General features: G+C 63.9%; 21 protein-coding genes. 11 read left to right on the top strand and 10 right to left on the bottom strand.

The window, feature by feature from the left end:
- The first annotated feature begins 68 nt into the window (after window positions 1-68).
- The 5 genes from JG746_RS03545 to JG746_RS03565 all read left to right on the top strand — a co-directional run bounded on the left by JG746_RS03545 (window position 69) and on the right by JG746_RS03565 (window position 6,003).
- Window positions 69-1,517: an APC family permease gene (locus tag JG746_RS03545; RefSeq protein ID WP_202356915.1), complete on the top strand. Its 1,449-nt coding sequence runs from the start codon at window positions 69-71 to the stop codon at window positions 1,515-1,517.
- A gap of 78 nt (window positions 1,518-1,595) precedes the next feature.
- On the top strand, window positions 1,596-3,083 hold the full coding sequence (locus JG746_RS03550) for an aldehyde dehydrogenase (protein WP_202356916.1): 1,488 nt from the start codon (window positions 1,596-1,598) through the stop codon (window positions 3,081-3,083).
- A 254-nt stretch (window positions 3,084-3,337) separates the two neighbouring features.
- Window positions 3,338-4,192, top strand: a complete 855-nt coding sequence (locus JG746_RS03555; protein ID WP_202356917.1) for a MetQ/NlpA family lipoprotein — start codon at window positions 3,338-3,340, stop codon at window positions 4,190-4,192.
- Window positions 4,193-4,277: 85 nt separating this feature from the next.
- Window positions 4,278-5,366 carry a methionine ABC transporter ATP-binding protein gene (locus tag JG746_RS03560; protein WP_202356918.1) on the top strand — a complete coding sequence of 363 codons (1,089 nt, stop codon included), beginning with the start codon at window positions 4,278-4,280 and terminating at the stop codon, window positions 5,364-5,366.
- Window positions 5,347-6,003: a methionine ABC transporter permease gene (locus tag JG746_RS03565; protein ID WP_202356919.1), complete on the top strand. Its 657-nt coding sequence runs from the start codon at window positions 5,347-5,349 to the stop codon at window positions 6,001-6,003. Before JG746_RS03560 ends, JG746_RS03565 begins: the two co-directional genes overlap by 20 nt.
- A gap of 52 nt (window positions 6,004-6,055) precedes the next feature.
- On the opposite strand, the gene JG746_RS03570 is transcribed toward JG746_RS03565, so the two are convergent.
- A complete protein-coding gene (locus tag JG746_RS03570) occupies window positions 6,056-6,262 on the bottom strand; it encodes a hypothetical protein (RefSeq protein ID WP_202356920.1) in 207 nt (68 codons plus the stop codon).
- 119 nt (window positions 6,263-6,381) lie between these two features.
- On the opposite strand from JG746_RS03570, the gene JG746_RS03575 reads away from it, so the two are divergent.
- Window positions 6,382-8,286 carry a BTAD domain-containing putative transcriptional regulator gene (locus JG746_RS03575; RefSeq protein WP_202356921.1) on the top strand — a complete coding sequence of 635 codons (1,905 nt, stop codon included), beginning with the start codon at window positions 6,382-6,384 and terminating at the stop codon, window positions 8,284-8,286.
- 17 nt (window positions 8,287-8,303) lie between these two features.
- Here the strand turns inward: JG746_RS03575 and JG746_RS03580 are convergent, their stop codons facing one another.
- From JG746_RS03580 to JG746_RS03595, 4 genes are all read right to left on the bottom strand, one after another.
- Window positions 8,304-9,419, bottom strand: coding sequence for an aminomethyltransferase family protein (locus tag JG746_RS03580; RefSeq protein WP_244730659.1), 1,116 nt, complete (start codon window positions 9,417-9,419; stop codon window positions 8,304-8,306).
- 67 nt (window positions 9,420-9,486) lie between these two features.
- Window positions 9,487-10,260 carry an ABC transporter substrate-binding protein gene (locus JG746_RS03585; RefSeq protein ID WP_202356923.1) on the bottom strand — a complete coding sequence of 258 codons (774 nt, stop codon included), beginning with the start codon at window positions 10,258-10,260 and terminating at the stop codon, window positions 9,487-9,489.
- Window positions 10,261-10,371: 111 nt separating this feature from the next.
- On the bottom strand, window positions 10,372-12,114 hold the full coding sequence (locus tag JG746_RS03590) for a hydantoinase B/oxoprolinase family protein (RefSeq protein ID WP_202359251.1): 1,743 nt from the start codon (window positions 12,112-12,114) through the stop codon (window positions 10,372-10,374).
- A gap of 17 nt (window positions 12,115-12,131) precedes the next feature.
- Window positions 12,132-14,216, bottom strand: a complete 2,085-nt coding sequence (locus JG746_RS03595) for a hydantoinase/oxoprolinase family protein (protein WP_202356924.1) — start codon at window positions 14,214-14,216, stop codon at window positions 12,132-12,134.
- A 220-nt stretch (window positions 14,217-14,436) separates the two neighbouring features.
- Here JG746_RS03595 and JG746_RS03600 point away from each other — a divergent pair, with 220 nt between their 5' ends.
- The 5 genes from JG746_RS03600 (at window position 14,437) to JG746_RS03620 (ending at window position 20,914) form a co-directional block, all read left to right on the top strand.
- Entirely contained in the window at window positions 14,437-15,264 is an 828-nt protein-coding gene (locus tag JG746_RS03600) for a ferredoxin--NADP reductase (RefSeq protein WP_202356925.1), read from the top strand.
- A gap of 189 nt (window positions 15,265-15,453) precedes the next feature.
- Window positions 15,454-16,500 carry a deoxyribose-phosphate aldolase gene (deoC, locus tag JG746_RS03605; protein ID WP_202356926.1) on the top strand — a complete coding sequence of 349 codons (1,047 nt, stop codon included), beginning with the start codon at window positions 15,454-15,456 and terminating at the stop codon, window positions 16,498-16,500.
- 76 nt (window positions 16,501-16,576) lie between these two features.
- Complete coding sequence (locus JG746_RS03610) at window positions 16,577-18,949, top strand: aldehyde dehydrogenase family protein (protein WP_202356927.1); 2,373 nt, start codon at window positions 16,577-16,579, stop codon at window positions 18,947-18,949.
- Between the two features lie 182 nt (window positions 18,950-19,131).
- Window positions 19,132-19,863 carry an SDR family oxidoreductase gene (locus JG746_RS03615; RefSeq protein ID WP_202356928.1) on the top strand — a complete coding sequence of 244 codons (732 nt, stop codon included), beginning with the start codon at window positions 19,132-19,134 and terminating at the stop codon, window positions 19,861-19,863.
- A gap of 205 nt (window positions 19,864-20,068) precedes the next feature.
- Window positions 20,069-20,914 carry a fumarylacetoacetate hydrolase family protein gene (locus JG746_RS03620; protein ID WP_202356929.1) on the top strand — a complete coding sequence of 282 codons (846 nt, stop codon included), beginning with the start codon at window positions 20,069-20,071 and terminating at the stop codon, window positions 20,912-20,914.
- Between the two features lie 172 nt (window positions 20,915-21,086).
- On the opposite strand, the gene JG746_RS03625 is transcribed toward JG746_RS03620, so the two are convergent.
- The 5 genes from JG746_RS03625 to JG746_RS03645 all read right to left on the bottom strand — a co-directional run bounded on the left by JG746_RS03625 (window position 21,087) and on the right by JG746_RS03645 (window position 26,530).
- Window positions 21,087-22,085: an ABC transporter ATP-binding protein gene (locus JG746_RS03625; RefSeq protein WP_140890099.1), complete on the bottom strand. Its 999-nt coding sequence runs from the start codon at window positions 22,083-22,085 to the stop codon at window positions 21,087-21,089.
- Window positions 22,086-22,101: 16 nt separating this feature from the next.
- On the bottom strand, window positions 22,102-23,163 hold the full coding sequence (locus JG746_RS03630) for a Gfo/Idh/MocA family protein (RefSeq protein ID WP_202356930.1): 1,062 nt from the start codon (window positions 23,161-23,163) through the stop codon (window positions 22,102-22,104).
- A gap of 73 nt (window positions 23,164-23,236) precedes the next feature.
- Window positions 23,237-24,076 carry a carbohydrate ABC transporter permease gene (locus tag JG746_RS03635; protein WP_096452266.1) on the bottom strand — a complete coding sequence of 280 codons (840 nt, stop codon included), beginning with the start codon at window positions 24,074-24,076 and terminating at the stop codon, window positions 23,237-23,239.
- 10 nt (window positions 24,077-24,086) lie between these two features.
- Complete coding sequence (locus JG746_RS03640; protein ID WP_202356931.1) at window positions 24,087-25,016, bottom strand: carbohydrate ABC transporter permease; 930 nt, start codon at window positions 25,014-25,016, stop codon at window positions 24,087-24,089.
- Between the two features lie 254 nt (window positions 25,017-25,270).
- Complete coding sequence (locus JG746_RS03645) at window positions 25,271-26,530, bottom strand: ABC transporter substrate-binding protein (RefSeq protein ID WP_202356932.1); 1,260 nt, start codon at window positions 26,528-26,530, stop codon at window positions 25,271-25,273.
- Window positions 26,531-26,644 lie beyond the last annotated feature (114 nt).

The following is a 26,644-nucleotide window of genomic DNA, read 5'->3' on the forward strand; positions in this document are numbered from 1 at the left end:
GACATCCAGAGCCTATGGGACAGGCCAAGCGGCCGGCGGACAACGGTGTTCGCGAACAGGAGGGACCAATGACAGCAGTTTCGGAACAGGCGCCGGCCAACAGGCTGCGCAAGAACAGTCTTGGTGTCGGCGCCATCACCTTCATGGTGATCTCGGCGGCCGCACCCCTCACGGCGGTAGCCGGCGGCACGCCGCTCGGCATGCTGATGGGCAATGGCGCGGGCTTTGCCGGTACCTACCTGATCGTGACGGTGCTGCTGCTCCTCTTCGCGGTCGGCTATGTCGCCATGTCGCGCCATGTCGGCAATGCCGGCGCCTTCTATGCCTATGCCGCGCGCGGCCTCGGCGGTCTCGCCGGCGGCGCCACGGCGCTGATCGCCATCCTTTCCTACAATGCCATGCAGATCGGCGTCATGGGCCTGCTCGGTGCCGCCACCGCCGGGCTGTTCGCCGGCTGGGGCATCAACCTGCCCTGGTGGGTGTGGAGCTTCATCGCCATCGCCATCGTTGCCGTGCTCGGCTATCGCCAGGTCGACCTGTCGGCCAAGATCCTGACGGTTCTGGTTCTCTGCGAATACGCCGTGGTTCTGATCCTCGATCTGACCATCCTCAAGACTGGCGGTGACAGCGGCCTGTCGGCCGCGCCGTTCAGCTGGAGCCAGATCACCTCGGGCGCGCCGGCCATCGCCATCCTGTTCTGCTTCGCCGCCTTCATCGGCTTCGAGGCGACGACGATCTATGCCGAGGAGGCCCGCGACCCGAAGATTACCATTCCGCGCGCCACCTATTTCTCGGTGCTTTTGATCGGCGTCTTCTACATGGTCACCGCGTGGCTGATGGCGGTGGGCGCCGGCGTCGACAAATTGCTGCCGGCGCTGCAGGGCCTGCAGGATCCGACGACCTTCCTGTTCGGCCTGTCCGACCGCTACGCCGGAACGTTGCTGACCCACGCCATGAGCATCCTGTTCGTGTCGAGCCTGTTCGCCGGCGTGCTTGCCTTCCACAATGCGGTTGCCCGCTACATCTATGTCTCGGGCCGCGAGAAGCTGTTGCCGCAGTCGATCGGCGTGACGCATTCGGCGCACCAGAGCCCGCATGTCGCCTCGGTCATCCAGAGCGTTCTGGCGGCGGTTGTCGTCGGCCTGTTCGCCGTGCTCGGCCTAGACCCGGTGCTGGCGCTGTTTTCCTGGCTGACCAATGTCGCGACGCTCGGCGTCATCGTCATGATGGCGGTCGCCTCGCTCGCCGTGGTGATGTACTTCCGTGCCAACCCGTCGGCGCAGGAGAACGCGGTGAAGACCACCATCCTGCCCGGGCTGACCTTCATCGCCTTCGTCGTCATCATCTACCTGATCGTCATCAATTTCGGCAGCCTGTCGGGGGCCGGCGGCTTCCTCGGCGTGCTCCTGCCGGGGCTGGTGCTGATCGCCGCGGTGGTCGGCCTGCTGCTGGCCGGCGCCTTGCGCGGCCGCGACCCGGTCGCTTTCGAGAGCCTCGGCCTGCCGCTGAAGGATTGAGCGAAACATCGTATCGAGACCGACGCAGGGCGGCGCAACACGCTGCCCTGCAATCCATTTACCTCAGGCGAGACAATTATGATCAGCCAGAATGCCATCAACACCCTGCGCAACATAGAAATCGGCGCGCGCGGCCTGTTCATCGATGGCGCGCAGTCCCAGGGAATAACCGGCGCGACGCTGCCCGTCATTTCGCCGATCGACGGCCGGACCTTCGCCAGCATCGCCGACGGCAATGCCAGTGATGTCGACCGCGCGGTGACATCGGCACGCAAGGCGTTCGACAAGGGTTCGTGGTCGCGCGCCGCGCCCGCCTACCGCAAGAAGGTGCTGACAAAACTCGCCGAGCTGATCGAGAAGCATGTCGACGAACTGGCCGTGCTTGGCGTGCGCGACAACGGCACCGAGATCGGCATGGCCTACAAGGCCGAGCCGCTGTCGGCCGCCGGCACCATCCGCTACTACGCCGAGGCGATCGACAAGGTCTATGGCGAGATCGCGCCCACCGCCGAGAACGTGCTGGGCCTGATCCACAAGGAGCCGCTCGGCGTCGTCGGCGTCATCGTACCGTGGAATTTCCCGCTGATGATCGGCGCCTGGAAGGTCGCGCCCGCCCTTGCCGCCGGCAATTGCGTGGTGGTCAAGCCGCCGGAGATCGCCTCGCTGACGCTGTTGCGGCTGGCTGAGCTGGCGGCCGAAGCCGGCCTGCCCGCCGGCGTGCTCAACGTCGTCACCGGCCGGGGCGCCCTCACCGGCGAGGCGCTTGGCCTGCATATGGATGTCGACGCCATCGCCTTCACCGGTTCGGGGCCGGTCGGCCGGCGGCTGCTCGACTATTCCGCCCGTTCAAATCTGAAGCGCGTCTTCCTCGAACTCGGCGGCAAGTCGCCCAACATCGTCTTTGCCGACGCGCCGGACCTGAAGAAGGCCGCGGTCGTCTCGGCCAACGGCATTTTCCGCAATTCCGGCCAGGTCTGCGTCGCCGGCTCGCGCCTGCTTGTGCAATCCTCGGTCTATGACCGCTTCATGGAGGAACTGCTCTCGGCAACGACGCGGCTGAAGGTCGGCGATCCGCTCGACCTCACCAGCGATATCGGCGCGGTGTCGAGCGCGGAACAGCTGCACAAGAACCTCGGTTTCGTCGCCAAGGCTGCCGAAGAAGGTGCACGGCTCGTCACCGGCGGCGAGCGGATTCTGGCCGAGACCGGCGGCAGCTACATGGCGCCGACGATCTTCGAGAATGTCACGCAGGATATGCAGCTTGCCCGCGAGGAGGTGTTCGGGCCGGTGCTTGGCGTCATGCGCTTCGACACCGAGGAAGAGGCCGTGCGGCTCGCCAATTCGACCGTCTACGGGCTGGCCTCGGCGGTGTGGACATCAAACCTGTCCACGGCGCACCGCATGGTGCGCGCCATCCATGCCGGCGTCGTCCACGTCAACACCTATGGCGGCGCCGACATCACCGTGCCGCTCGGCGGCGTCAAGCAATCCGGCTTCGGCCGCGACAAGTCGCTGCACGCTCTGGAGAAATATCTGGAGCTCAAGACGGCCTGGATCGCGCTTTGAGGACCGTGGCGGTATCGGGATCGCGCCGAAACTGATCTTGCCGTCCAAGGTGTATGGGATCGCAGCGCGGCGCCGCCGTGGTCGGTCCGGCGCCGTCTTGTGCTCCCGCTCCTGAAATTTTTGAGAGAATATTCCCGGCTTTAACGAGAATGGCGAAACGCGTTCTTTGATAAAATCGATAGAATTTCTGACGATGTGGTCAAGCCTAGGCAATCCGCCTTGCTGCCATGACTTCACAACCGCAGAGATCAATCATGTCCGACGTCAAGAACACTTTGTCCTCTTCCCTTTGGTCAACCATCAACCGGCGCGGCGGCCTTGCTCTGCTGTTCGCATCGGCCGTCGCGGTCGGCAGCCTGATGGCGCCGCATGCGTCCTTCGCCGAGGACAAGAAGGCGATCAAGGTCGGCATCATCAGCGGCGAGGACGAGGATGTCTGGCGCGTCGTTGTCGCCCAGGCCGCCGAAAAAGGCCTGACCATCGAGACCGTGGTGTTCAACGATTACACCCAGCCCAACGAGGCGCTCGAGCGCGGCGAGATCGACGCCAACGCCTTCCAGCACCAGCCCTATCTCGACAACCAGATCAAGACGCAGGGCTATCACATCGTGCGCGTCGGCTATACCGGCGTCTGGCCGATCGGCCTCTACTCCAAGAAGTTCAAGAAGGTCGCCGACCTGCCGGAAGGCGCGGTCATCGGCGTGCCCAACGACCCGTCCAATGAGGGCCGGGCGCTGCGCGTGCTGCAGAATGAGGGCGTGATCAAGCTCAGGGATGGCACCGGCATCCTGGCCACCACCGCCGACATCGCGGAGAACCCCAAGAAGGTCGAGATCAAGGAGCTCGATGCCGGCATCGTCGGCCGCTCGGTCGAGGATCTCGACGCCGCCGTGGTCAACACCGACTGGGCGCTGAAAAGCGGACTGACCCCGGAAAACCGCATCGCACAGGAGCCTATCGCCGACAATCCGTACCGCAACTTCATCGCGGTCAAGGCCGGCAATGAGAGCGAAGCCTGGGTGAAGACGCTGGTGGCGTCCTACCAGAACGACGCGGTGAAGGCCGAGTTCGACAAGGTCTACAAGGGCACCGGCCTCAGCGCCTATTGAGACCATCCGGCATTGATATGCCTGTTTTGATCGGGAAGGCGGTCCGCGCAATGCGCGGGCCGCAATCGTATTTCGGGATCCGCGTATGAACCAGCATTTCACCGTAGCCGCCGAGGCCGCCGACAAGGCCGGCGCACCACCACAGGACGTGGTGCGCCTTGTCGATTTGAAGCGCCGCTTTGGCGCCACGCCGGCGATCGACGGCATCTCGCTGACGGTGCGCAAGGGCGAGATCCTCGGCATTATCGGCCGCAGCGGCGCCGGCAAATCGACGCTGATCCGCTGCCTGAACGGGCTCGAGCGGCCGGATTCCGGCGAGGTGTTCATCGAGGGCCGCGAGATCAGCCGGCTCGGCGAGCGCGACCTGCAGCCGTTGCGGCGGCGCATCGGCATGATCTTCCAGCACTTCAACCTGCTGTCGGCCAAGACCGTCGAGGACAATGTGGCGCTGCCGCTGAAGATCGAGGGCAGGCCGAAGGCCGAACGGCTGGCGCGGGCGGCCGAACTGCTCGAGCTGGTCGGCCTGTCGGAAAAGGCCAAGGCCTATCCGGCATCGCTATCCGGTGGCCAGAAGCAACGCGTCGGCATCGCCCGTGCGCTGGCCGCGCGACCGGCGCTGCTGTTGTCGGACGAAGCGACCTCGGCGCTCGACCCGGAGACGACACGCTCCATTCTGACGCTGCTCAGGGATATCAACCGGCAGCTTGGCCTGACCATCCTTTTGATCACGCATGAGATGGAGGTGATCCGCTCGATCGCCGACCGCGTGGCGGTGATCGATGCCGGGCGCATCGTCGAGCAAGGGCCGGTCTGGTCGGTGTTCGCCGATCCGCAGTCGGACATCACCAAAAGCCTGCTCGGCGCCATCCGGCCGCAGCTGCCGACCGAACTGGCGGCGCGCCTGCTGCCTGCTCCCGGCGCCGAGACGATCCTGCGCGTGGACGTGGCGGGCGAAGCGGCAAGCGGCCCGCTGCTGTCCGATCTGGCGATTTCGGTTCCGGGCGCCTTCCGCCTCGTCCATGGCGGCATCGACCATATCCAGCAGCAGCCCGTCGGCACGCTGTTCCTGTCCGTTCCCGGCAGCGATGCAAGCCACCTCGCTTCCGTCATCACATTCCTGAAGGCCCGGCAGGCGCGGGTGGAGGTGCTTGGCCATGTCGCCAATCCTGTTTGAGCTTCTGCTGCGGTCGATCTGGGAGACGGTGCTGATGACGGCCGCCTCCGGCCTGATCTCGCTGGTCTTCGGCCTGCCGCTCGGGCTGGCCCTGATATCGACCGAACGCGGCGGCATCGCCGAGAGCCTGTGGGTGAACCGCGTGCTCGGCGCCGTCATCAACGGCTTCCGATCGGTGCCGTTCATCATCCTGCTGGTGGCGCTGATCCCGCTGACGCGGCTGATCGTCGGCACCTCGATCGGCACCTGGGCGGCCATCGTGCCGCTGTCGATCGCCGCCACGCCCTATTATGCGCGCATCGCCGAAGTGTCGCTGCGCGAGGTCGACCACGGCCTGATCGAAGCGGCACGCGCCATGGGCGGCAACCGCTGGACGATCATCCGCGAAGTGCTTGTGCCCGAGGCGCTCCCCGGCATTGTCGCCGGTTTCACGGTAACGCTGGTGACACTGATCGGCGCCTCGGCCATGGCTGGCGCCATCGGTGCCGGCGGCCTCGGCGACCTCGCCATCCGTTATGGCTACCAGCGCTTCGAGACGTCGGTGATGATCGCCGTCGTCATCGTGCTGATCATCCTGGTCTGCGGCATCCAGTGGGCGGGGGACCGTCTGGTCGCACGGCTGGATCGACGGGGGTGACGTACAAGCCAACGGACGTGACGCCTGCGTCGCCGCGTTCGGGCGAAGACGTTCAGTACTTGTCGCAGCCCTCATCGGAGCGCCGCCCGGGACTATTCTCATCGAGACCGGTCGCCGCGCTATAGGCCTTCCAAGTCGCCGAGGCGTATGCCTCGGTTATGCTGCACAAGAAGCGACCCAGACGGAATTTCGGCCACTTCAACAGCCTCTTCTTGAGAGTCCCGCCCGCCTTTCCCAGAACCTCTGTGACGACCGACATTGGTGTTTCCTCTCAGATGTTGTTTAGTTGCGAAAGGCAGCATCGAATTCGGGGCGTGAGACGGCTGTGAAAAGCCTCGTGAAAATCGCGGAAAACGCTGAAATTCAGGGTAAATCGCGATGAGCTTGGCGCGGCTCGATCTCCTGGGTGGTTTTCGCCTGACATCGCATGACGGGGAAACCCTGGAGGTGCGCGCCAAGAAGAACCGGGCGCTTCTGGGCGTCCTCGCCGTAGCGCCGAACCAGGAGGCGACGCGTCACAAGCTGGCTGCTCTTCTATGGAGCGATCGAGGTGAGGAGCAGGCAAGGGACAGTCTGCGGCAGGCCCTGGCCGCTATCCGCAAGGACTTTACCGGGTTGGGAGCGGATGCCTTGGCCCTGGTCGGGGATCGTGTCGCGCTCAATCCGAAGCTCTTCACCATCGACGTGACTGAATTCGAGGCTGCATCCGCGAGCCGTGACATCGCTGAGCTGCGGCGGGCCGCCGCCCTATATGCCGGCCCTTTTCTCGATGGGTTGAGCACGTTTGACAACGCTTTCGAGGACTGGCTTCGCGAAGTCCGTGCCGACCTGTCCCTGCGGGCAATCGATGCGTTCCAGCTTCTGGCGGAATCGGAGAGCGGCATCGAGCGCGTTGCTATTTGCGAACGGCTGGTTGCTCTTGATCCGCTGCGGGAGCCGTCGCATGTCGCGTTGATGCGGGCGCATATCGCCCTGGGTCAGGCCGCGCTCGCCATCAAGCAGTATGAGACCTGCAAGTTGTTGCTGAAGCGCGAACTGGACCTGGAGCCAGGCGAGGAGCTTCGGCTGTTGCGCAGGAGCATGGACGAGACCCCCAGACCGCAGACCGGTGGCGCTTCAAGCCGCGGGCCAGCCGTTGCTGTTCTTGCATTCGAGAATATGAGCAGCGACCCCAACCAGGAGTATTTCAGCGATGGCGTCACCGAGGACATCATCACCGAACTGGGGCGATTCGGCGAACTTCATCTCATAGCCCGCAATTCCTCCTTTGTGTTCAAGGGAAAGATTGTCGATGCCGTCACGATCGCGAAGCAACTGTCCGTCGACTACCTGCTTCGGGGTAGCATTCGCCGCGCCGGCGACAGGGTCAGGATCTCATCGCAACTCATAGAGGCCAGATCCGGCAATCAAATCTGGGCCGATCGATTCGATCGGGAGCTGATCGATATTTTTGAGCTCCAGGAAGAGATCGCCAGAAGTGTCGCCATCACCGTCATCGGCACAATCCGAACCTCGGGTGTGGAGAAGATACGGCGCCTTCCGATCACCCAGCTCGATGCCTACGATCTGTATCTTCAGGCTCGCGTCCTGATGGTTCGCTATGACACCACCCTGGAAGCAGAGCCCTACCTTGCCAGGGCGATCGAGCTCGACCCGAATGTCGCCACCATCCATGCAATGATGGCGACTGTGCTCACAAGCAAATGGCTGCTCGAGGGGGACGGGAACACGCTCAAGATCGCTCTTAGCCACGGTCTGCGTGCTCTAAAACTTGAGCCGAAACAGGCATGGAGCCATACAGCGGTCGGTCACACGCTTATCTTCATGGGACAATTGGAGGAGGCGTTGCTGCATCTCGAGCAGGGTGTGAACCTCAATCCGAACGAAACCCGGGCGAGAGCGATACGGGGCTTGTGCTGGAGCTATCTCGGTCGGCATGAGGAAGCTTTGTTCGACCTGGACGTCTGTATCGCGCGTGATCCCCTGAACTACGATTGGTTCTGGGATCTGCGCGGACAGGTTCTCCTGGTTCTCGGACGCTATCCCGAGGCGATAGCCTCCTACCGGAACCTCCATTCCTTCGCATTCTGGGCACATGCGTTTCTGGCGGTCTGCCATTGGAGAATGGGCGACGAGCAACTCGCCGCTCAAGCAGCCGAACAGTGCCTGGCGGCAAGGCCCGACGCGACCGTAAGCGCCATCTTGATCGATCCGTATCGTGACCCAAAGATCCTTGAGGATCTTCGCAGAGACCTGCTTGCCGTCGGCATACCCGATGGATGAGCGACAATCCTCCGGCACTAGCCTCTCAGCCTAACCCCTTCCGGGTCGAAGAACGGCATCGGCGCCACGACCGCGCGGGTCGGCTTGCCGTCGATATCGATGCTGAGTTCGGTGCCGACAGCCGTGAAGGGCAACCGCAGATGCGCAGTCGCCAGCACCTTGCCTAGCGAATAGCCGTGGTCGCTGTAGGTGACGACGCCAGCATCCTCGCCATCGGCAAGCACACGCGCATCCGTCGCGGCCGGTTTGTCGCCGTCGAGGATCAGGCCGGTCCAGCGCTCATCAAGGCCTTTGTCGCGGATCTTGAGCAGCGCTTCTCGGCCGATGAAATCGCCCTTGTCGAACTTGATCCAGCGGTCGAGGCCGACATGGAACGGCGTGCGGCTCTCGTCCATGTCGATGCCATGCGCCGGATAGGCCTTTTCCAGGCCGAGCGTGAACATCGCCAGCACGCCATAGGGTTTCAGGCCGAAGTTCCGACCAGTCCGCATCAGCGCCTCCCAGACCGAGGCCGCCTCGTCGGCCGGCACGAAGAGTTCGAAACCGAGTTCGCCCGTCACGCCGGTGCGCGAGATCAGGACGCGCGTGCCGTTGACATGGCCTGACGTGAATGCCCAGCGCTTCAGGCCGTCGAGATCGGCATCCGAGATCAGCGCCTTCAACAATTCGCGCGAGCGCGGGCCCTGGATGGTCGGGAAGGCGATCGCCGCGGTGATGTCGGTGACATAGGCCTTGCGGCCCTGGGCATGATGCTGCAGCCAGGGCAGCATCTTCAGCCGGTTGACCGAGCCGGTGACCAGCATGAAATGCTCCGGTCCCAGCCGGAACACGGTGAGGTCGTCCATGATGCCGCCATCCTCGCGGCAGACCGTGGAATAACGGACCTGGCCCGGCTTCATCGCCGCGGCGTCGTTGACGATGACATGGTTGACTAGCGCCTCGGCCTCCGGCCCTTTGATGTCCATCTTGCCCATGGTGCTGAGATCCTGGACGCCGACATTCGCGCGGGTGTTCAGGTGCTCGTCGGCGATGCCGGAATAGTATTTGGCCGAGATGAAATCGCCGCCGACCCGACCCATGGTCGCGTCCAATCCGACGATGCTGCTGTAGAAAGGGGAACGCCGCTCAGCCAAGAAGGTCTCCATGATCACGAAAAACGGCGGCGCTGACCGACACCGCCGAAGGCCTTTGTTTTCGGTCTCAGTTGCCGTAGACGTCGAAGGCAAAATATTTGTCGTTGATTTCCTTGTATTTTCCGCTGGCGCGCAGCGCGTCGATGGCGGCATTGAACTTGTCGGCCAGTTCCTTGTTGCCCTTCTGCAGGGCGATGCCGACGCCGGGGCCGTGAATGGCCGGATCGGCCGTCAGCGTGCCGAGCAGCTTGCAGCAGGCGCCGTCGGGTTTCTTCAGCCATTCGGTCAGGATGATCGAGCCGTCCATCATCGCGTCGAGGCGGCCATTGGCCATGTCGGTGCGGGCGTCGTCGCCCGTGGGATAGGCCTTGACGGTCGAACCCGCATATTTCTGCTCGGCGAATTTCTGGTGGATGGTGGCGGTCTGCACGCCGAGTGCCTTGCCCTTCAGATCGTCCGGCGAGGTGCCTGCAATGGTCGAATCCTTCGGCACGGCGATGGCCGGCGGCGTCTGGTAATATTTGTGGGTGAACTCGACCTTCTCGGCCCGCTCCGGCGTGATGGTGATGTTGATGATGGCATCGAACTTGCCGGCCTGCAGCGCGGGAATCGAGCCGTCGAAATCCTGGACGGTGAATTCACACTCGACCTTCATTTCGGCGCACAGCGCCTTGCCGAGGTCGATGTCGAAGCCGCCCAGCGTGCCGTCGGCACTGGCATAGTTGAAGGGCGGATAGGCGCCCTCGGTGCCGATCCTGAGCTTGTCCTGGCCGCTGGCGGCGCCGGTGGCGAGGGTGAGAGCGACGGAAGCGGCAAGCACGAAACGACCGAAAAGACGCATGTTCCAGATCTCCGTTGACTGGCGAAGTCTACGGGCTTTCATGCGCGCGGCGGAGACGGAAGCGACATGTGCTGCGGCGATCACGGCGCTGTGAGCGCCATGGCGAGTGTGTTAGCCGGCGCGGTGCTTGGCCGTCGCCTCCCGGTCAACGGCGAGATCGCCTGCCGACAGGACCACGCCGAATTTTTGGCTGGCTTCCTCCGAGGTGTAGTACCCCAGCGCCACATCGCGCTGCACCTGATCGGCGTCCCGCTCGCGCGGATCGCCGTAACCGCCGCCGCCCGGCGTGCCGACGCGCACCCGGTCGCCGGCCTTGAGCGGGATGTCCTGCTCCTTGGACAGATGCGGCGGCACATGCGCCACGCCGCCACGGAAGACGGTCACGCTGTTGGGCTCGCCGTCGCTGCCGCCAAGCGCGCCTTGCGGGCCGAAACGGCCGTGATCCATGACGAAGGAGGCGCGCGCGTCGCCGCGCAGGATCTCGACCTCATAGGCGAGGCCGAAGCCGCCGCGATGCTTGCCGGCGCCGCCCGAGCCTTCGCGCAAGGCATAGTGGCGGTAGAGCACGGGAAAGGCCTGCTCCATGATCTCGACCGGCGGCGATTTGGAGATGCCGATGGTCGAGCAGCCGTTGGTCAGGCCGTCATGGCTCGAATTGCCGCCATAGCCGCCGCCGGAGATCTGGTACATGACGTAATCGCGGCCGCGCACGGGATCGTTGCCGCCCAGCGCGAAATTGCCGCTGGAACCGGCGGGCGCCGCCGTCACCTTGTCCGGCAGCGCCTGCACCATGGCCGCGAATACCGCCTCGGCGATGCGCTGCGAGACTTCCGCCGCACAGCCGGACACCGGCCGTGGATACTTCGCGTCGAGGAAGGTGCCTTCCGGCCGCTTGACGATCAAGGGTTCGAAGGCCCCGGCGCTGATCGGCACGTCCGGGAAAATGTGGCGCATGGCGAGATAGACCGAGGACAGGGTCGTCGCCAGCACGCTGTTCATCGGCCCGGCACAGGGTTTCGACGAACCGGAAAAATCGAAGGTCAGCGTGTCGCCCTGTTTCCCCACCGCAAGCGCGATGGTCAGCGGTTCGTTGACCACACCGTCGGAATCGACAAAGGCCTTCGAATGATAGGTGCCGTCGGGAATGGCCGCGATGTTGGCGCGCATCTGCTCGGCGGCGCGGCGGCGCAGTTCGGCGATCGCCTCGACAACCGTTTCGTTACCGTAACGATCCAGGATTCCATTGAGCCGGTCCTGGCCGATAAGCAGCGCGGCAGCCTGCGCCCTGATATCGCCGATGCGCTGGTCGGCGACGCGGATGTTCGAGCAGATGATGGCGTAGATCTCGGGATCGAGCACGCCCTTCTTGAACAATTTCACGGGCGGCAGCCGCAGGCCTTCCTGTTCGACCGCGGTCGCGGACGCGGAAAAGCCGCCGGGCACCGAACCGCCAATGTCGGGCCAGTGGCCGGTGTTGGACAGCCAGCAGAAAATCTTGCCGTCGCGGTAGACCGGCATGGCGAAGCGCACATCCATCAGATGCGTGCCGCCGAGATAAGGGTCGTTGACGATGTAGATGTCGCCGGGCTCCGGCGGCAGGCAACGGCCGTCGGCGATCATCTCGATCACCGTTTTCGTAGAATACTGCATGACGCCGACAAACACCGGCAGGCCCTGCGACCCTTGCGCGATCAGCGAGCCGTCGACGGCCGAATAGATGCCGTCGGAGCGGTCATTGGCTTCGGCAATGACCGGCGAGAAAGCGGCACGTGAGAATGTCAGGTCCATCTCGTCGCAGACCTGCTGCAACGCGGCCTGGAGGACCGAAAGCGTGATGGCGTCGAGCTTTGCCATATCAATGTCAGGCATTCTCAGGCCTCGCCAATGTCGATGATGATGTTGCCGTCGGCGTCCGAGCGGGCGCGGTCGCCGGGTTCAAGCACGGTGGTGGCGTCCATCTGTTCGAGGATCGCCGGGCCTACGATGACGGCATCGAGCGGTAGTTTTTCGCGCGCATACACCGGCGTGTCGTGCCACCGGCCCGCATACCAGACCGGCCGGATCTCGCGCCGCGCTTCTTCGATTGTCTTGGCACGTCCCGCCGGATCGATCAGGCGCGACAGGTCGATCGCGGGCCGCACGCCGGTCACCGAAGTGTTGAGGTTGACGAGGTTGGCGCGGATTTCCGGCAGTTCGACCTTGAAGCGGGCGAAATAGGCCTTTTCGAACAGCGCCTGCAGCTCGTTGCGACTGATTGTTGAGGACGGCAGAGGCACGTTGATGATGTGGGTCTGGCCGACGAACTGCATGTCGGCGGAATGGGTGACGCGGATCGTCTCCGGCTTCACCGCCTCCTTGCCAATCAGCTCCTCGCCTTCGTTTCGGTGCCGTTCCAATACCTGATGAAGCTGGGTTTCATCAAGCACGGCGACGGGCTGATTGATGGTGTTGACGAAGTCATGGCGCAGATCGGCGACGACGCAGCCGAGCGCGTTGGTGATGCCCGGACGCGCCGGCACCAGCACGCGGGGCAGGCCGAGTTCGCGTGCCAGTGCGGTGGCATGCAGCGGCCCGGCGCCGCCGAAGGCGAACAGCGCGAAATCGCGCGGGTCATGGCCGCGCGACACCGACACCATGCGGATGGCGCCGGCCATCTTCATGTTGCCGAGCCGCAGAACTGCGCCCGCCGCCTCGACGCCGGACAGGCCTGTCGCCTTGCCGATCCTGTCCTCGAAAATACCGGTGACACGTTCCGATGTGACCGGGTTGTCGACGGCCAGCAGCTTCTTCGGCGCCAGCCGGCCAAGCACCAGATTGGCGTCGGTGATGGTCGGTTCCAGGCCGCCGCGCCCATAGCAGATCGGGCCGGGATTGGCGCCTGCACTTTCCGGGCCGATCTGGATCAGGCCGGCCGCATCGACGCGGGCGATCGAGCCGCCGCCGGCGCCGACCGTGTGCACCGCCACCATCGGCACGTGGATGGGCATGGCATATTCGATCTCGATCTCGTTGGAGACTGCCGGCTCGGCGTTGCGGATCAGCGCGACGTCGGTCGAGGTGCCGCCCATGTCATAGGTGACGAGGTTTTCGAAGCCGGCGCGCTTTCCGGTATAGGCGGCGGCGATGACGCCGGAGGCCGGGCCGGACATAACGGTCTTGGCCGATTCACGTGTGACGAAGCGGGCCGAGATCATGCCGCCATTGCCGTTCATGATCAGGAAGTCGCGGGCATAGCCCTTGGCCGCCAGTTCCTTGCGCAACCGTTCGACATAGCGCTCGAGGATCGGCTGCACGGAGGCGTTGACCGAAGCCGTCACGCCGCGCTCGAATTCGCGCGCTTCCGACAGCAGCGCATGGCCCGTGGTGATGTAGCCGTTCGGCCAGAGCTCGGCGGCGATTTCGGCGGCGCGCCGCTCATGGGAAGGGTTGGCGTAGGAATGCAGGAAATGGATGACGAGGGATTCGCAGCCGGCCGCGATCAGCGCCTTCACCGCCTCGCGCATTTCAGCTTCGTCGAGCGGGATGCGCACCGCGCCGGAAGCCTCGACACGCTCCGACACTTCGAGCCTGAGGTTGCGCGGAATGACGGGAACGAAAGTGCCGGTCATGCCATAGGGTTGCGGCCGCGTGCGCCGGCCAAGCTCGATCACGTCGCGAAAACCGCGCGTGGTGATCATGCCGGTCTTGGCCAGCCGGCGCTCCAGCACCGCGTTGGTGGTGGTGGTCGTGCCATGCACGATCAAGTCGATGCCGTCGATCGAAAATCCGGTAGCGCCAAGCGCTGAAACCACGCCGAAGGCCTGGTTGTCGACCGTCGTCGGGGTCTTGGCGATATGCACCTTGCCGCCGTGCTTGCCGTCGATCAGAAGCAGGTCGGTGAAGGTTCCGCCGACATCGATGCCGGCCACGACGCTGCCCAGGGAATCCGGCGGCTGCACCGAAAAATTCTCTTTCATTGTCGAAACCCGAAATGCTGGGACTACGGATATGGCACAGTTTGGAAAGGTGTTTCGCGACGGTATCTTGACGCAAATATCGTTTGTATACTAATAAATTCCGGACACAAGAGCTTACCGCTTTGGAGTGTGCGAGCAGTACGCCGGGACCTGAACGGTCCGGGCGCGCAGGTGAAAGTTTCGCGCCCGCGTCCTTGGTTGGGCCAGAAAGTTGGATTTGATGAACACCACATCCGCCTTCAACACCGCCAGCGCCCGCCCGCTGCAGTTCCCTATACCGGCCAATGTCTATGCCGAAACCGTCGTCTCGGTGAAGCATTACACCGACCGGCTGTTCTCGTTCCGCATCACCCGTCCGCAGTCGCTGCGCTTCCGCTCCGGCGAGTTCGTCATGATCGGCCTGCCCAATGCAGAGAAGCCGGTGTTCCGCGCCTATTCGGTAGCAAGCCCAGCCTGGGACGAGGAGCTGGAATTCTTCTCGATCAAGGTGCCGGATGGCCCGCTGACCTCGGAACTGCAGAAGATCCAGGTCGGCGACACCGTCATCATGCGCCAGAAGTCGACCGGCACGCTGGTGGTCGATGCGCTGACGCCGGCCAAGCGGCTGTTCATGATCTCGACCGGCACCGGCATCGCGCCCTTCGCCAGCCTGCTGCGCGACCCCGACACCTATGAGAAATTCGACCAGCTGATCCTGACCCATACCTGCCGCGACAATGCCGAGCTGACCTACGGCCAGGAATTGGTGGCGGCGCTGGAGAACGACCCGCTGATCGGCGAACTGACCACCGGGCGCGTCACGCTCTACAATTCGACGACCCGTGAAGAGTCCGCCCGCATGGGCCGCATCACCGCGCTGATCGGCTCCGGCAAGTTCTACGCCGACCTCGGCATCGAGAAGCTCAATCCGGAGACCGACCGCATCATGATCTGCGGTTCGATGCATATGCTCAAGGACGTCAAGGAACTCGCCGAAAGCCTCGGTTTCCAGGAAGGCTCGCTCAGCCATCCCGCGACTTTCGTCGTCGAGCGCGCCTTCGTCGGCTGAGCCGGACGCCGGCACCTCAAACCCGTATTTTGACCATGCGGTCAAAAACTAGCTGCTTTTGCGGCCTTTTTCAGCTATGCCTCGCTTGAGGACTCGTGAAGCACGACTTCACGGGCTATCTTTGTGCGTGCCGGAAAAAACGACGAGCACAAAGACATGAGCGCAAGTCGCTGAATGAAAGGGCAGGAGATGAGCAGCACAATCCGCGAAGCCGATCTTGGCACCAAGGTGACGCCCCTGCCGGCGCGTGCCGCCGCCAACACCCCCGCAGCGCTGGACCATCGCATCGCGCGCAATCCCGGCATGAAGCTCGACCTCGGCTTCATGGAATCGGTGCGCAGCGTCAACCGCTCGGCGCTGGAACGGCGCGTCACCAGCCTGACCAAGCGGCGTTCGATCAAGGCCGACAACCAGGCAGCCTGGCTGCTGCGCGCCGTCGCCTGCATGGACCTGACGACGCTGAACTCCAACGACACCGAAGAACGCGTGCGCCGGCTGTGCGCCAAGGCGATCAATCCGTTCCGTCGCGACATCGTCGAGGGGCTCGGCATTGCGGGTGAGACCATCCGGCCGGCCGCGGTCTGCGTTTACCATCCCTTCGTCGCGACGGCGGTCGATGCCGTGCGCGGCACCGGCATTCATGTCGCCGCCGTTTCCACCGCCTTTCCGCATGGCCTGGCACCGCTGTCGACCCGCCTGCAGGAGATCGAAGCCTCGGTGCGCGACGGCGCCGACGAGATCGACATCGTCATTCCGCGCGGGCTGGTGTTCGGCGCCAAATGGCGGGAGCTCTACAACGAGATCGTGTCGATGCGCGCCGCCTGCGGTGACGCGCATCTGAAGGTCATTCTCGGCACCGGCGACCTCGCCACATTGCGCAACGTCATGCTGGCCTCGATGGTGGCAATGATGGCGGGTGCCGATTTCATCAAGACCTCGACCGGCAAGGAAAGCGTCAATGCGACGCTGCCCGTTGGCCTCGCCATGGTGCGTGCCATCAGGGCCTATTTCGAGGAAACCGGCTATCTCATCGGCTTCAAGCCGGCCGGCGGCATTTCCACCGCAAAGGCCTCGCTCGACTGGCTGGTGCTGATGAAGGAGGAACTCGGCCGGCCATGGCTGGAGCCGGAGCTGTTCCGCTTCGGCGCGTCGAGCCTTTTGACCGACATAGAGCGGCAGCTCGAGCATCATCTGACCGGGCACTATTCGGCCAATCACCGCCACGCGATGGCTTGAGCACCCAATTACCCCCACCCCGATCGGCTTCGCCGATCGACCCTCCCCACAAGGGGGAGGGTGAAGGAGGCACCCCATGAATATTCTCGACCGCTATCACGCCATGGAATACGGCCCGGCGCCGGAAGCCCGCAACGAGGGCGATGCGTGGCTTGCCGCGCGCGATTTCGGCAAGGCGCTGTTCATCGACGGCGGCTGGAAAGCCGCTTCCGGCGGCAAGACCTTCGACACCAGCGAGCCGTCTTCCGGCAAGCTGCTGGCCAAGGTGTCCGACGCCAGCGTCGCCGATATCGACGCGGCGGTTGCGGCCGCCACCAAGGCGCTGCCGAAATGGAGCGCCAGTTCAGGCTACATCAGAGCAAAAGTGCTCTACGCCATCGGCCGCGCCATGCAGCGGCATCAGCGCCTGTTCGCGGTGCTTGAATCGATCGACAACGGCAAGCCGATCCGCGAAAGCCGCGACATCGACGTGCCCCTGGCGATCCGCCATTTCATCCATCATGCCGGCTGGGCGCAGGCGCTGGATAAGGATTTTCCCGGGCACAAGGGTGTCGGCGTCGTCGGCCAGATCATCCCATGGAATTTCCCGCTGCTGATGCTGGCCTGGAAGATAGCGCCCGCACTGGCCGCCGGCTGCACGGTGGTGCTGAAGCCGGCCGAGTTCACGCCGCTGACCGCTATCCTGTTTGCCGAGATCTGCGAGCGTGCCGGCGTGCCGAAGGGTGTCGTCAACATCGTACAGGGCGGACCGGAAGCGGGTGCTGCCATCGTCAACCATCCCGGCATCCAGAAGATTGCTTTTACCGGCTCTTCCGAGGTCGGCAAGATCATCCGGAAAGCCACTGCGGGCTCGGGCAAGAAATTGTCGCTGGAGCTCGGCGGCAAGTCGGCCTTCATCGTCTTCGAGGACGCCGATCTCGACAGCGCCGTCGAGGGCCTGGTCGACGGCATCTGGTTCAACCAGGGCCAGGTCTGCTGCGCCGGGTCGCGGCTTTTGGTGCAGGAAGGCATCGCCGAAGCCCTGATCGCCAAGGTCAAGACGCGGATGAGCCGGCTGCGCGTCGGCAGCCCGCTCGACAAGAACACCGATATCGGTCCGCTGGTCGACATCACACAGCTCGACCGCGTCAAGGGCCTCGTGGCCGAGGGCGCCAAACAGGGCGCCGTCTGCTGGCAGCCGGATGCCGCACTGCCGGCTTCGGGCTACTATCATCTGCCGACGCTCGCCACCGGTGTTTCGCCGGCTAATATTCTGGCGCAAGAGGAGGTCTTTGGCCCCGTTCTGGCGACCATGACCTTCCGCAACACCGAGGAAGCGATCGAGCTTGCCAACAACACGCGCTACGGCCTCGCGGCGAGCGTGTGGAGCGAGAACGTCAACCTTGCGCTCCATGTCGCGCCGCAGCTGAAGGCCGGCGTGGTCTGGGTCAACGGCACCAACATGTTCGACGCCGCCTGCGGCTTTGGCGGCTACCGCGAAAGCGGCTTCGGCCGCGAGGGCGGGCGCGAAGGCATGTTCGAATATCTCACCGCAAAGCTGCCGCTCGGCCCGGTCATCAAGCCGGCGGTTGTTTCGGCGCAGCCCGTCGAGCAGGCTGACGGCGCGGCCATCGACCGCACCGCAAAACTGTTCATCGGCGGCAAGCAAATTCGGCCGGACGGCAATTATTCGCTGGCTGTCGCCACCGCCAAGGGCAAGCTCGCCGGCGAAGTCGGGCTTGGCAGCCGCAAGGATATTCGCGACGCCGTTTCGGCTGCCCGCGCCTGCAAGGGCTGGCCGGAGGCGACTGCCTACAACCGTTCCCAGGTGCTTTATTATCTGGCCGAGAACCTTTCGGGCCGCGCCGGCGAATTCGCTGCCCGTCTGACCGAACTGACCGGCGCCAATGCAAAAGCGGCGCGCGAAGAAGTCGACCAGTCGATCGAACGGCTGTTCCTCTACGCCGGCCTTGCCGACAAGTTCGAGGGGCGCGTGCACCAGCCGCCGGCCCGCGCGGTGACGCTGGCACTGCATGAGCCGGTCGGCGTCGTCGGCATCGTGGCGCCTGATACTTCGCCGCTGCTCGGCCTGATCTCGCTGGTCGCGCCGGCGCTCGCCATGGGCAATACGGTGGTCGCTGTGCCGTCCGAGCGCTATCCGCTGCTCGCCACCGATCTCTACCAGGTCATCGAATATTCCGATGTTCCCGCCGGTGCCATCAACATCGTCACCGGGCGCACGGCGGAGCTTGCCGGCGTGCTGGCCAAGCATGACGATGTCGACGGGCTCTGGGTGTTCGCCGATGCCGAGACCTGCGCCAAGGCGGAGGCCGAGTCCATCGGCAACCTCAAACGCGTCTGGAGCGGCAATGGCCGCAACCTCGACTGGGCGTCGGACGAAGCGGCCGGCGACGCTTTCCTGCGCCGCGCCGTCGAGGTGAAGAACGTCTGGGTGCCTTACGGCGACTGACATTTCCAAGCTGTCGCATTGGTGATCGTGTTCGGGCTTGACGCCCGGACATATGTTCTTTAACGAGAAAAAACATCTTTATCAGTGAACTGGGACAGGCTGCACGATAGCGCCTGGCTGGCACATGACGCCGTCGCCGGCCGCCGATAAAGGCAGTTGACCCAAGCAGGCGAGGAAAAGATATGGCGGATCTGGCAGGCAAGGTCGTTGTCATCACGGCGGCGGCGCAAGGCATCGGCAAGGCGAGCGCGCTGGCTTTTGCCAAGACCGGGGCCACCGTCTATGCCACCGACATCAACGAGACGCTTCTCGCCGAGCTCGCCAAGACGCCGGGGATCAAGACCCGCAAGCTGGATGTGCTGAACGACGAGGCCGTCAACGCCGCATTCGCCGAGATCGGCCGCGTCGACGTGCTGTTCAACTGCGCCGGTTTCGTCCATTCCGGCTCGATCCTGGAGATGAAGGATGGCGATCTCGATTTCGCCTTCAACCTCAACGTCCGCGCCATGATCCGCACCATCAGGGCCGTGCTGCCCGGCATGCTGGAGCGCGGCGACGGGTCCATCGTCAACATGTCTTCCGTCGCCGGCGCCGGCAAAGGCGTGCCGAACCGCTTCGCCTATGGCGTCACCAAGGCCGCTGTCATCGGCCTGACCAAGGCAATTGCCGCCGACTATGTCGGCAAGGGCATACGCTGCAACGCCATCTGCCCGGGCACGGTCGAAAGCCCGTCGCTGCAGGACCGCATGCACGCGCAAGGCGACTATGAGGCCGCCCGCGCCGCCTTCATCGCCCGCCAGCCGATGGGCAGGCTCGGCACGCCGGAAGAGATCGCCGATCTCGCCGTCTACCTGGCCGGCGCTACCTATACGTCGGGGCAGGCCTACAATATCGACGGCGGCTGGTCGATCTGACCATCGGACGCTGGCAGATCGGGGACGATCGCGGCGCATCGCGGGGATCAGGTAGTCTGAAAATCCCACGCGCCGGCCCGCTCGACAGGTGTCCGCGCTTGCCGGGGTCGAGTTCGATGGGTACGGTCCGCCCGGCCCCGAGGAGCCATCGCCCAGGCGGAGAATTGCAAAGGGCCGCAAGGCCGCAACGAGGAGAAGAATTTAGATGAAACTGCTGCGCTATGGCGAGGTGGGGAACGAACGTCCCGGCCTGCTCGATGCGGATGGAACGATCCGCGATCTCTCCGCCCATGTCGCCGACATTGCCGGCACGGTGCTTCATCCCGCGTCGCTGGAGATGCTGGGCAAGCTCGATGCGAAGTCGCTGCCGGTGGTTTCCGGCAAGCCGCGCCTCGGCCCCTGTGTCGCCGGCACCGGCAAGTTCATCTGCATCGGCCTCAACTATTCCGACCACGCCGCCGAAACCGGCGCCACCGTGCCGCCGGAGCCGATCATCTTCATGAAGGCAAGCTCGGCCATTGTCGGCCCGGACGACGACGTGCTGATCCCGCGCGGCTCTGAAAAGACCGACTGGGAAGTCGAGCTCGCCGTGGTCATCGGCAAGACGGCAAAATATGTCAGCGAAGCCGATGCACTCGATTATGTCGCCGGCTATGCCGTTGCGCATGATGTCTCCGAGCGCGCCTTTCAGGCCGAGCGCCAGGGCCAGTGGACCAAGGGCAAGAGCTGCGACACGTTCGGTCCGACCGGCCCATGGCTGGTGACCAAGGACGAAGTCGCCGACCCGCAGAACCTCAAGATGTGGCTGACCGTCAACGGCAAGACCATGCAGAACGGCTCGACCAAGACCATGGTCTACGGCGTCAAATATCTGGTTTCCTATCTCAGCCAGTTCATGTCGCTGCACCCCGGCGACATTATTTCGACGGGCACGCCGCCCGGCGTTGGCCTCGGCATGAAGCCGCCAGTGTTCCTGAAGGCCGGCGATGTGGTGGAACTGGGCATCGAGGGCCTGGGCCAGCAGAAGCAGACGTTCAAGGCGGATTTGTAAACTACGGAATTCCGGCGCTGCAGCCCTATGAGTCCCCCTCATCCGGCCGCTTCGCGGCCACCTTCTCCCCGCTGGGGAGAAGAGAAGGGCAGCGGCGCCGCAAGTCTCCTCTCCCCTCGGGGAGAGGTCAGCCGAGCGAAGCGGAGGCTGGGTGAGGGAGAGCTGCGCTGCCCTACTTCAGCACCTTCCCGTCCGCGCCAAATCGATACGTCTTCGCCGGATCGGGCGTCGCATAGAGCGTCGCGCCCGGCTCGGCATCGTATACCCCGAAAATCCGCACGGTGATCAGCCCGGCCTTCTCGCAGTCGAGATAGAGGTTGGTGTCGGCGCCGAGATGCTCGGCATGCACCACCGTGCCCTTCCAGGCACCCGACTTCGTATCCACCGTCAGATGCTCCGGCCTCACGCCGATGGTCTTGGCTGTCTCGCCGAGCCTGGCGCCATCGATGAAGTTCATCTTCGGCGAGCCGATAAAGCCGGCGACGAACTCGTTTGCCGGTGAATTGTAGAGCTCCATCGGACCGCCGATCTGTTCGATGCGGCCGGCATTGAGCACGACGATCTTGTCGGCCAGCGTCATCGCCTCGACCTGATCGTGGGTGACGTAGATCATCGTCGCCTTGAGCCGGCGGTGCAGCTGCGCGATTTCCAGACGCGTGTTGACGCGCAGTGCCGCGTCGAGGTTGGACAAAGGCTCGTCGAAGAGGAAGAGCTTGGGCTCGCGCACCACGGCGCGGCCGATGGCGACGCGCTGGCGCTGGCCGCCGGAGAGTTCGGCCGGCCGCCTTTCGAGATAGGGCTCCAGCGACAGCATGGACGAGGCGATGCCGATGCGGCGGTCGATCTCGGCAGCCGGCGTGCCGGCCTGTTTGAGGCCCAGCCCCATATTGTTCTTCACCGTCAGATGCGGATAGAGCGCATAGGTCTGGAACACCATGGCGATGCCGCGCTTGGCCGGCGGCGTGGCCGACACATCCGCGCCGTCGATGACCACCCGGCCCGAGGTGGAATCCTCCAGCCCGGCAATGACCCTCAGCAAGGTCGACTTGCCGCAGCCCGACGGGCCGACGAAGACGACGAATTCGCCATCGGTCACTTCGAGGTTGATGCCTTTCAGCACCTCGACCGGCCCGAAGGCCTTCTTCACATTTTCGATCTTCAGCGAGCCCACGGCTTCGTTCCTGTCGTTAGAGTTTGACGGCTGCGCCGCTGCGCACGCTCTCGTCTGCGGCAAGGCAGACGGCGAGCGACTTCACCGCGTCGTCCATGTGGCGGGTGAGGTCCAGGTCCTCGCGGATCGCCTTCAGCACGAAGGCCTGTTCGAGGTCGCAGAGGTCCTGGTGGCCGGGTTCGCCCGCCATCGACAGCATCTCGTCCGACCTGACGAATTTGCCGTCCGGCCCGGTTTCAGCGCTGTGCAGGCGGATGGTCGAGGTCTTGGTGTGGGTGTCGATGTCATCCGACTTCACACCTTCCTTCATGACGATCGACACGCAGCCATTCGGCGACATGACGTCCTTTACGAAGAAAGCCGTCTCCGAAATCATCGGGCCCCAGCCGGCTTCGTACCAGCCGACCGAACCGTCATCGAACAGCACCTGCAGGTGGCCGTAATTGTACATCGAGGACGCGACCTCGTTGCTCAGCCGTACGCCCATGCCGCGCACCTCGACCGGTTTGGCGTCGGTGATCTGCAGCATGACGTCGAGATAGTGGACGCCGCAGTCGACGATCGGCGAGGTCGTCTGCATCAGCTGCTTGTGCGTCTCCCAGGTGGGACCTGAGGATTGCTGGTTGAGGTTCATGCGGAAGACATAGGGGCCGCCGAGCTTGCGCGCCTCGGCGATCAGCCTGATCCAGGACGGGTGATGGCGCAGGATGTAGCCGATCACCAGCTTTTTGCCATTGGCCTTGGCCGCTGCAACGACGCGCTTGGCATCGGCCACCGTCGTTGCCAGCGGCTTTTCGACAAAGACATGGCAGCCGGCCTCGAAGGCCCTCACCGCGTAGTCGGCGTGGCTGTCGGAATAGGTGGCGATGCAGGCCACGTCAGGCTTTTCCTCACGCAGCGCCTCGTCGAAGGACCGCCTGATGCCATAGCCCGACAGCCCTTCCGGCAGCGGCACGTCGGAACGGTTGATGAGGGCTGCGATCTCGAAGCCCGGATTGGTGTGATAGGCCAGCGCATGGCTGCGGCCCATATTGCCGAGCCCGGCAACGACGACGCGAAGGGGTGGTTTTGAGCTCACCTAACGACTCCAGATATTACAGTTGTTCCTTCCGAGAGGGTGAAGGCTCCAGCAGAGATTTGTTGGTCTCCGCTCACTTGACGGCTCCGGAAGTAATGCCGCGGATCAGCTGCCGCGAGAAGATGACGTAGAGGATCAGCACCGGCATGATCGCCAGCGAGAGCGCGGCCAGGATGGCGTTCCAGTTGGTGACGAACTGGCCGAGGAAGAGCTGGGCGCCGAGCGTCACCGTCTTGGTCTCTTCCGAAGGCGCCAGGATCAGCGGGAACCACAGATCGTTCCAGATCGGGATCATGGTGAAGACGGCGACAGTGGCCATCGAGGGCCGCACCAGCGGCAGCACCAGGCGGAAGAAGATGGTGTATTCCGACAGGCCGTCGATGCGGCCGGCATTCTTCAGGTCGTCGGACACCTGCTTCATGAATTCCGACAGGATGAAGACGGCGAGCGGCAGGCCTTGCGCTGTGTAGACCAGGATCAGCGAGGTCAGCGTGTTGACCAGCCCGCTCGCCACCATCAATTGCAGGATGGCGACAGTGCCGAGCCGGATCGGGATCATGATGCCGAGCGCCAGGTAAAGCCCCATCAGCGTATTGCCGCGAAAGCGGTATTCCGACAGCGCGAAGGCCGCCATGGCGCCGAACAACAGCACGAAGAACAGCGAGGCGACGGTGACGACGAGGCTGTTCTGGAAATAGTGGATGAAATCGCCCTGGCCGATGACGGTGGTGTAGCCGATCAGGTCGAATGTCTTCGGCGTCGGCGGCGTCAATGGCGCGCCAAAAATGCCGGCGCGGGATTTGAACGAATTCATGATCACCAGGATCACCGGAAACAGCGCGATCGCCGTGTAGGTCAAAAGGATCGCGTGGGCGCCGATGGTGCGGGGCAGCGAACGGGTGGCGGTGCTCATCTCTTGCCCCTCAGAACTGGTAGCGACGCAGGCGCGTCTGGACGAGGAAGAGGTAGACGCAGACGCCGCCGAGGATGATCAGGAACATCATCGTGGCGATCGCAGCGCCCATATTGGGGTCGCCGACCTGCAGCTGGAAGCCGAAGAAGGCGCGGTAGAGGAAGGTGCCGAGAATGTCGGTCGAATAGTTCGGCCCGGCGAGCGCGCCTTGCGCGGTGTAGATCAGGTCGAAGGCGTTGAAATTGCCGACGAAGGTGAGGATGGAGATGATGCCGATCGAGGGCAGGATCAGCGGCAGCTTGATCTTCCAGAACTGCGACAGGCCGGTGATGCCATCGCATTCGGCGGCCTCGATCACCTCTTCGGGGATCGACAGCAGGGCGGCGTAGATCAGCATCATCGGAATGCCGACGAACTGCCACACCGAGATGAGGCTGAGCGCGGTCAGCGCGTATTCTTCCTTGCCGAGCCAGGGTGTGAAGAAGCTTTTCAGGCCGACCAGGTCCATCATATGCGGTGCGACGCCCCAGAGCGGCGACAGGATCAGCTTCCAGGCGAAGCCGACGATGACGAAAGACAGGATGGTCGGCACGAAGATCGCCGTGCGGTAGAAGGCCGCGAACCTGAGCCTCGGGCTGGACAGGAGGGCAGCCAGCATGACCCCGATCGGGTTCTGCACCAGCATGTGGATGATGAAGAACCAGACATTGTTGCGCAGCGCGTTCCAGAAATTCACCGACCAGTTCGGGTCGCCGAACAGGGTGCGGAAATTGTCCAGCCCGACGAAGATCTGGTGCTGCTCGATGTTGCGGAACAGCGACAGCTGCAGCGTGCCGGCGAGCGGCAGGATCATGATCGCCGTGTAGACGAGCACGGCCGGCGCCAGGAAAATGCCGATGTGCCAGCGAAACGGTCTTTTCGGTCTGATATCTGCGGCCATGAGTTCGGTCCCCGACGTCTCTCGGTTCCAGACGAATAGTGATGCTAGATGATGCCTCGATGCACGGCCCAGAAATCCTTGCCCGGTGCGGCAAGAACCAAGGCCTGCGACTGATCAGCTAGCCTTCCCCAAGACGAGCAAGGGTAAGGCCGCGAGGCGGTGCCGACAATCGCTATCTGAACGGACTTGTTCTGAGGGCCAGGGTATCCGGAACCGGCCAGGCATGCGCCCGGCCGGCTCCGTCGCCTGAGCTCTTACTTCGCCGGCTTGTACCAGCTGTCGAGACCGGTCTGCAGCTTCTTGGCCGCGGCTTCCGGCGTGTCGGTGCCGTTGATCACGTTGGCCGATTCAACCCAGGTCTCGTTTTCGAGGTTCGGCGTGCCGCGCGACAGGATCTGGTAGGTCGAGCGGATCGTCGACTTGCACTTGCCGCGCCAGGAGACGAATTCCTGCGCCAGCGGGTCCGCCATCTTCACCGGCGACGAGTTCAGGCTGAAGAAGCCCGGCAGCGCGTTGGCGTAGATGGTGGCGAAATCAGGCGAAGCCACCCAGGACAGGAAGGTCTTGGCCGCGTCGGCGTGCTTGGAGGCTGCATTCAGGCCCATGCCGATGTCGGTATGGTCGGAGATGTAGCAGGTGTCGCCGGCCTTCTCGACCGGCGGCGGGAAGGCGCCCATCTTGAACTGCGCCTGGGTGTTGAACAGGCCGATTTCCCACGAGCCGGCCGGGTAGATGGCGGCGCGGCCGAGCGTGAACAGGTTCTGGCTGTCCGGATAGGTCTGCGCCTCGAAGCCGTCGCCGAGATACGGCTTCCACTTGGCCAGTTCCTCATAGGGCGCGACCCAGTCCTTGTCGGTCAGCTTCTGCTCGCCCTTGATCAGCGCGGCGCGGCCGTCCTCGCCCTTCCAGTAGTTGGGGCCGATGTTCTGGTAGCCCATGGTCGCGGCTTCCCAGAGGTCCTTGGTGCCCATCGCCATCGGTATGTAGGTGCCGTCGGCCTTGATCTTGTCGAGCGCGGCGAAGAACTCGTCGCGGGTCGTCGGCACCTTGATGCCGAGCTTGTCGAAGGCGTCCTTGTTGTAGATGAAGCCGTGGATGACGGACGCCATCGGCACGCAGAAGCTCGCCTTGCCGTCATCGGTCTGCCAGGCGGACTTGGCCACCGGCGAGAAGTTTTCCATGCCGGGCAGCGCCGAGAGATCGGCGAGGTTGCCCTTCTTGTAGAGTTCAAGCGACTTGTCGAAGGGGCGGCAGGTGATGAGGTCGCCCGCCGAGCCGGCGGCGAGCTTGGCGCCCAGCGCCGCGTCATATTCGGTCGGCGCCGATGGCGCGAACACCACCTTGATGCCGGGATTCTTGGCTTCGAAGGCCGGGATCAGCTTGTCCTTCCAGATGGCAAGGTCGTCGCCGCGCCAGCTTTCGATGTTGAGCGTTACGTCCTCGGCATAAGCAACCCCGGCCGAGCCGAGAATGCTGGTGCCCAGAAGCAGTGCCGTCAGTAGTTTCGTTGTCATGCTCAGTCTCCCTGTTGACCTTTTTCAGGTTCGGTTTTGATGAGAACAGAGGCTTTTGGCCCCTCGCTCCCCTCGCAAGCCGGTTTCACCCCCCGATGAAAATCGGATGAAACA

This window comes from Mesorhizobium sp. 113-3-3 (genome assembly GCF_016756495.1).
Classification (GTDB): Bacteria; Pseudomonadota; Alphaproteobacteria; order Rhizobiales; family Rhizobiaceae; genus Mesorhizobium.

Bases quoted from the DNA above. Each gene is read 5' to 3' on its own strand.
- JG746_RS03545 (WP_202356915.1), top strand. From the start codon at position 69: ATGACAGCAGTTTCGGAACAGGCGCCGGCCAACAGGCTGCGCAAGAAC.
- JG746_RS03550 (WP_202356916.1), top strand. From the start codon at position 1,596: ATGATCAGCCAGAATGCCATCAACACCCTGCGCAACATAGAAATCGGC.
- JG746_RS03555 (WP_202356917.1), top strand. From the start codon at position 3,338: ATGTCCGACGTCAAGAACACTTTGTCCTCTTCCCTTTGGTCAACCATC.
- JG746_RS03560 (WP_202356918.1), top strand. From the start codon at position 4,278: ATGAACCAGCATTTCACCGTAGCCGCCGAGGCCGCCGACAAGGCCGGC.
- JG746_RS03565 (WP_202356919.1), top strand. From the start codon at position 5,347: ATGTCGCCAATCCTGTTTGAGCTTCTGCTGCGGTCGATCTGGGAGACG.
- JG746_RS03570 (WP_202356920.1), bottom strand. From the start codon at position 6,262: ATGTCGGTCGTCACAGAGGTTCTGGGAAAGGCGGGCGGGACTCTCAAG.
- JG746_RS03575 (WP_202356921.1), top strand. From the start codon at position 6,382: ATGAGCTTGGCGCGGCTCGATCTCCTGGGTGGTTTTCGCCTGACATCG.
- JG746_RS03585 (WP_202356923.1), bottom strand. From the start codon at position 10,260: ATGCGTCTTTTCGGTCGTTTCGTGCTTGCCGCTTCCGTCGCTCTCACC.
- JG746_RS03590 (WP_202359251.1), bottom strand. From the start codon at position 12,114: ATGGCAAAGCTCGACGCCATCACGCTTTCGGTCCTCCAGGCCGCGTTG.
- JG746_RS03595 (WP_202356924.1), bottom strand. From the start codon at position 14,216: ATGAAAGAGAATTTTTCGGTGCAGCCGCCGGATTCCCTGGGCAGCGTC.
- JG746_RS03600 (WP_202356925.1), top strand. From the start codon at position 14,437: ATGAACACCACATCCGCCTTCAACACCGCCAGCGCCCGCCCGCTGCAG.
- deoC (WP_202356926.1), top strand. From the start codon at position 15,454: ATGAGCAGCACAATCCGCGAAGCCGATCTTGGCACCAAGGTGACGCCC.
- JG746_RS03610 (WP_202356927.1), top strand. From the start codon at position 16,577: ATGAATATTCTCGACCGCTATCACGCCATGGAATACGGCCCGGCGCCG.
- JG746_RS03615 (WP_202356928.1), top strand. From the start codon at position 19,132: ATGGCGGATCTGGCAGGCAAGGTCGTTGTCATCACGGCGGCGGCGCAA.
- JG746_RS03620 (WP_202356929.1), top strand. From the start codon at position 20,069: ATGAAACTGCTGCGCTATGGCGAGGTGGGGAACGAACGTCCCGGCCTG.
- JG746_RS03635 (WP_096452266.1), bottom strand. From the start codon at position 24,076: ATGAGCACCGCCACCCGTTCGCTGCCCCGCACCATCGGCGCCCACGCG.
- JG746_RS03640 (WP_202356931.1), bottom strand. From the start codon at position 25,016: ATGGCCGCAGATATCAGACCGAAAAGACCGTTTCGCTGGCACATCGGC.
- JG746_RS03645 (WP_202356932.1), bottom strand. From the start codon at position 26,530: ATGACAACGAAACTACTGACGGCACTGCTTCTGGGCACCAGCATTCTC.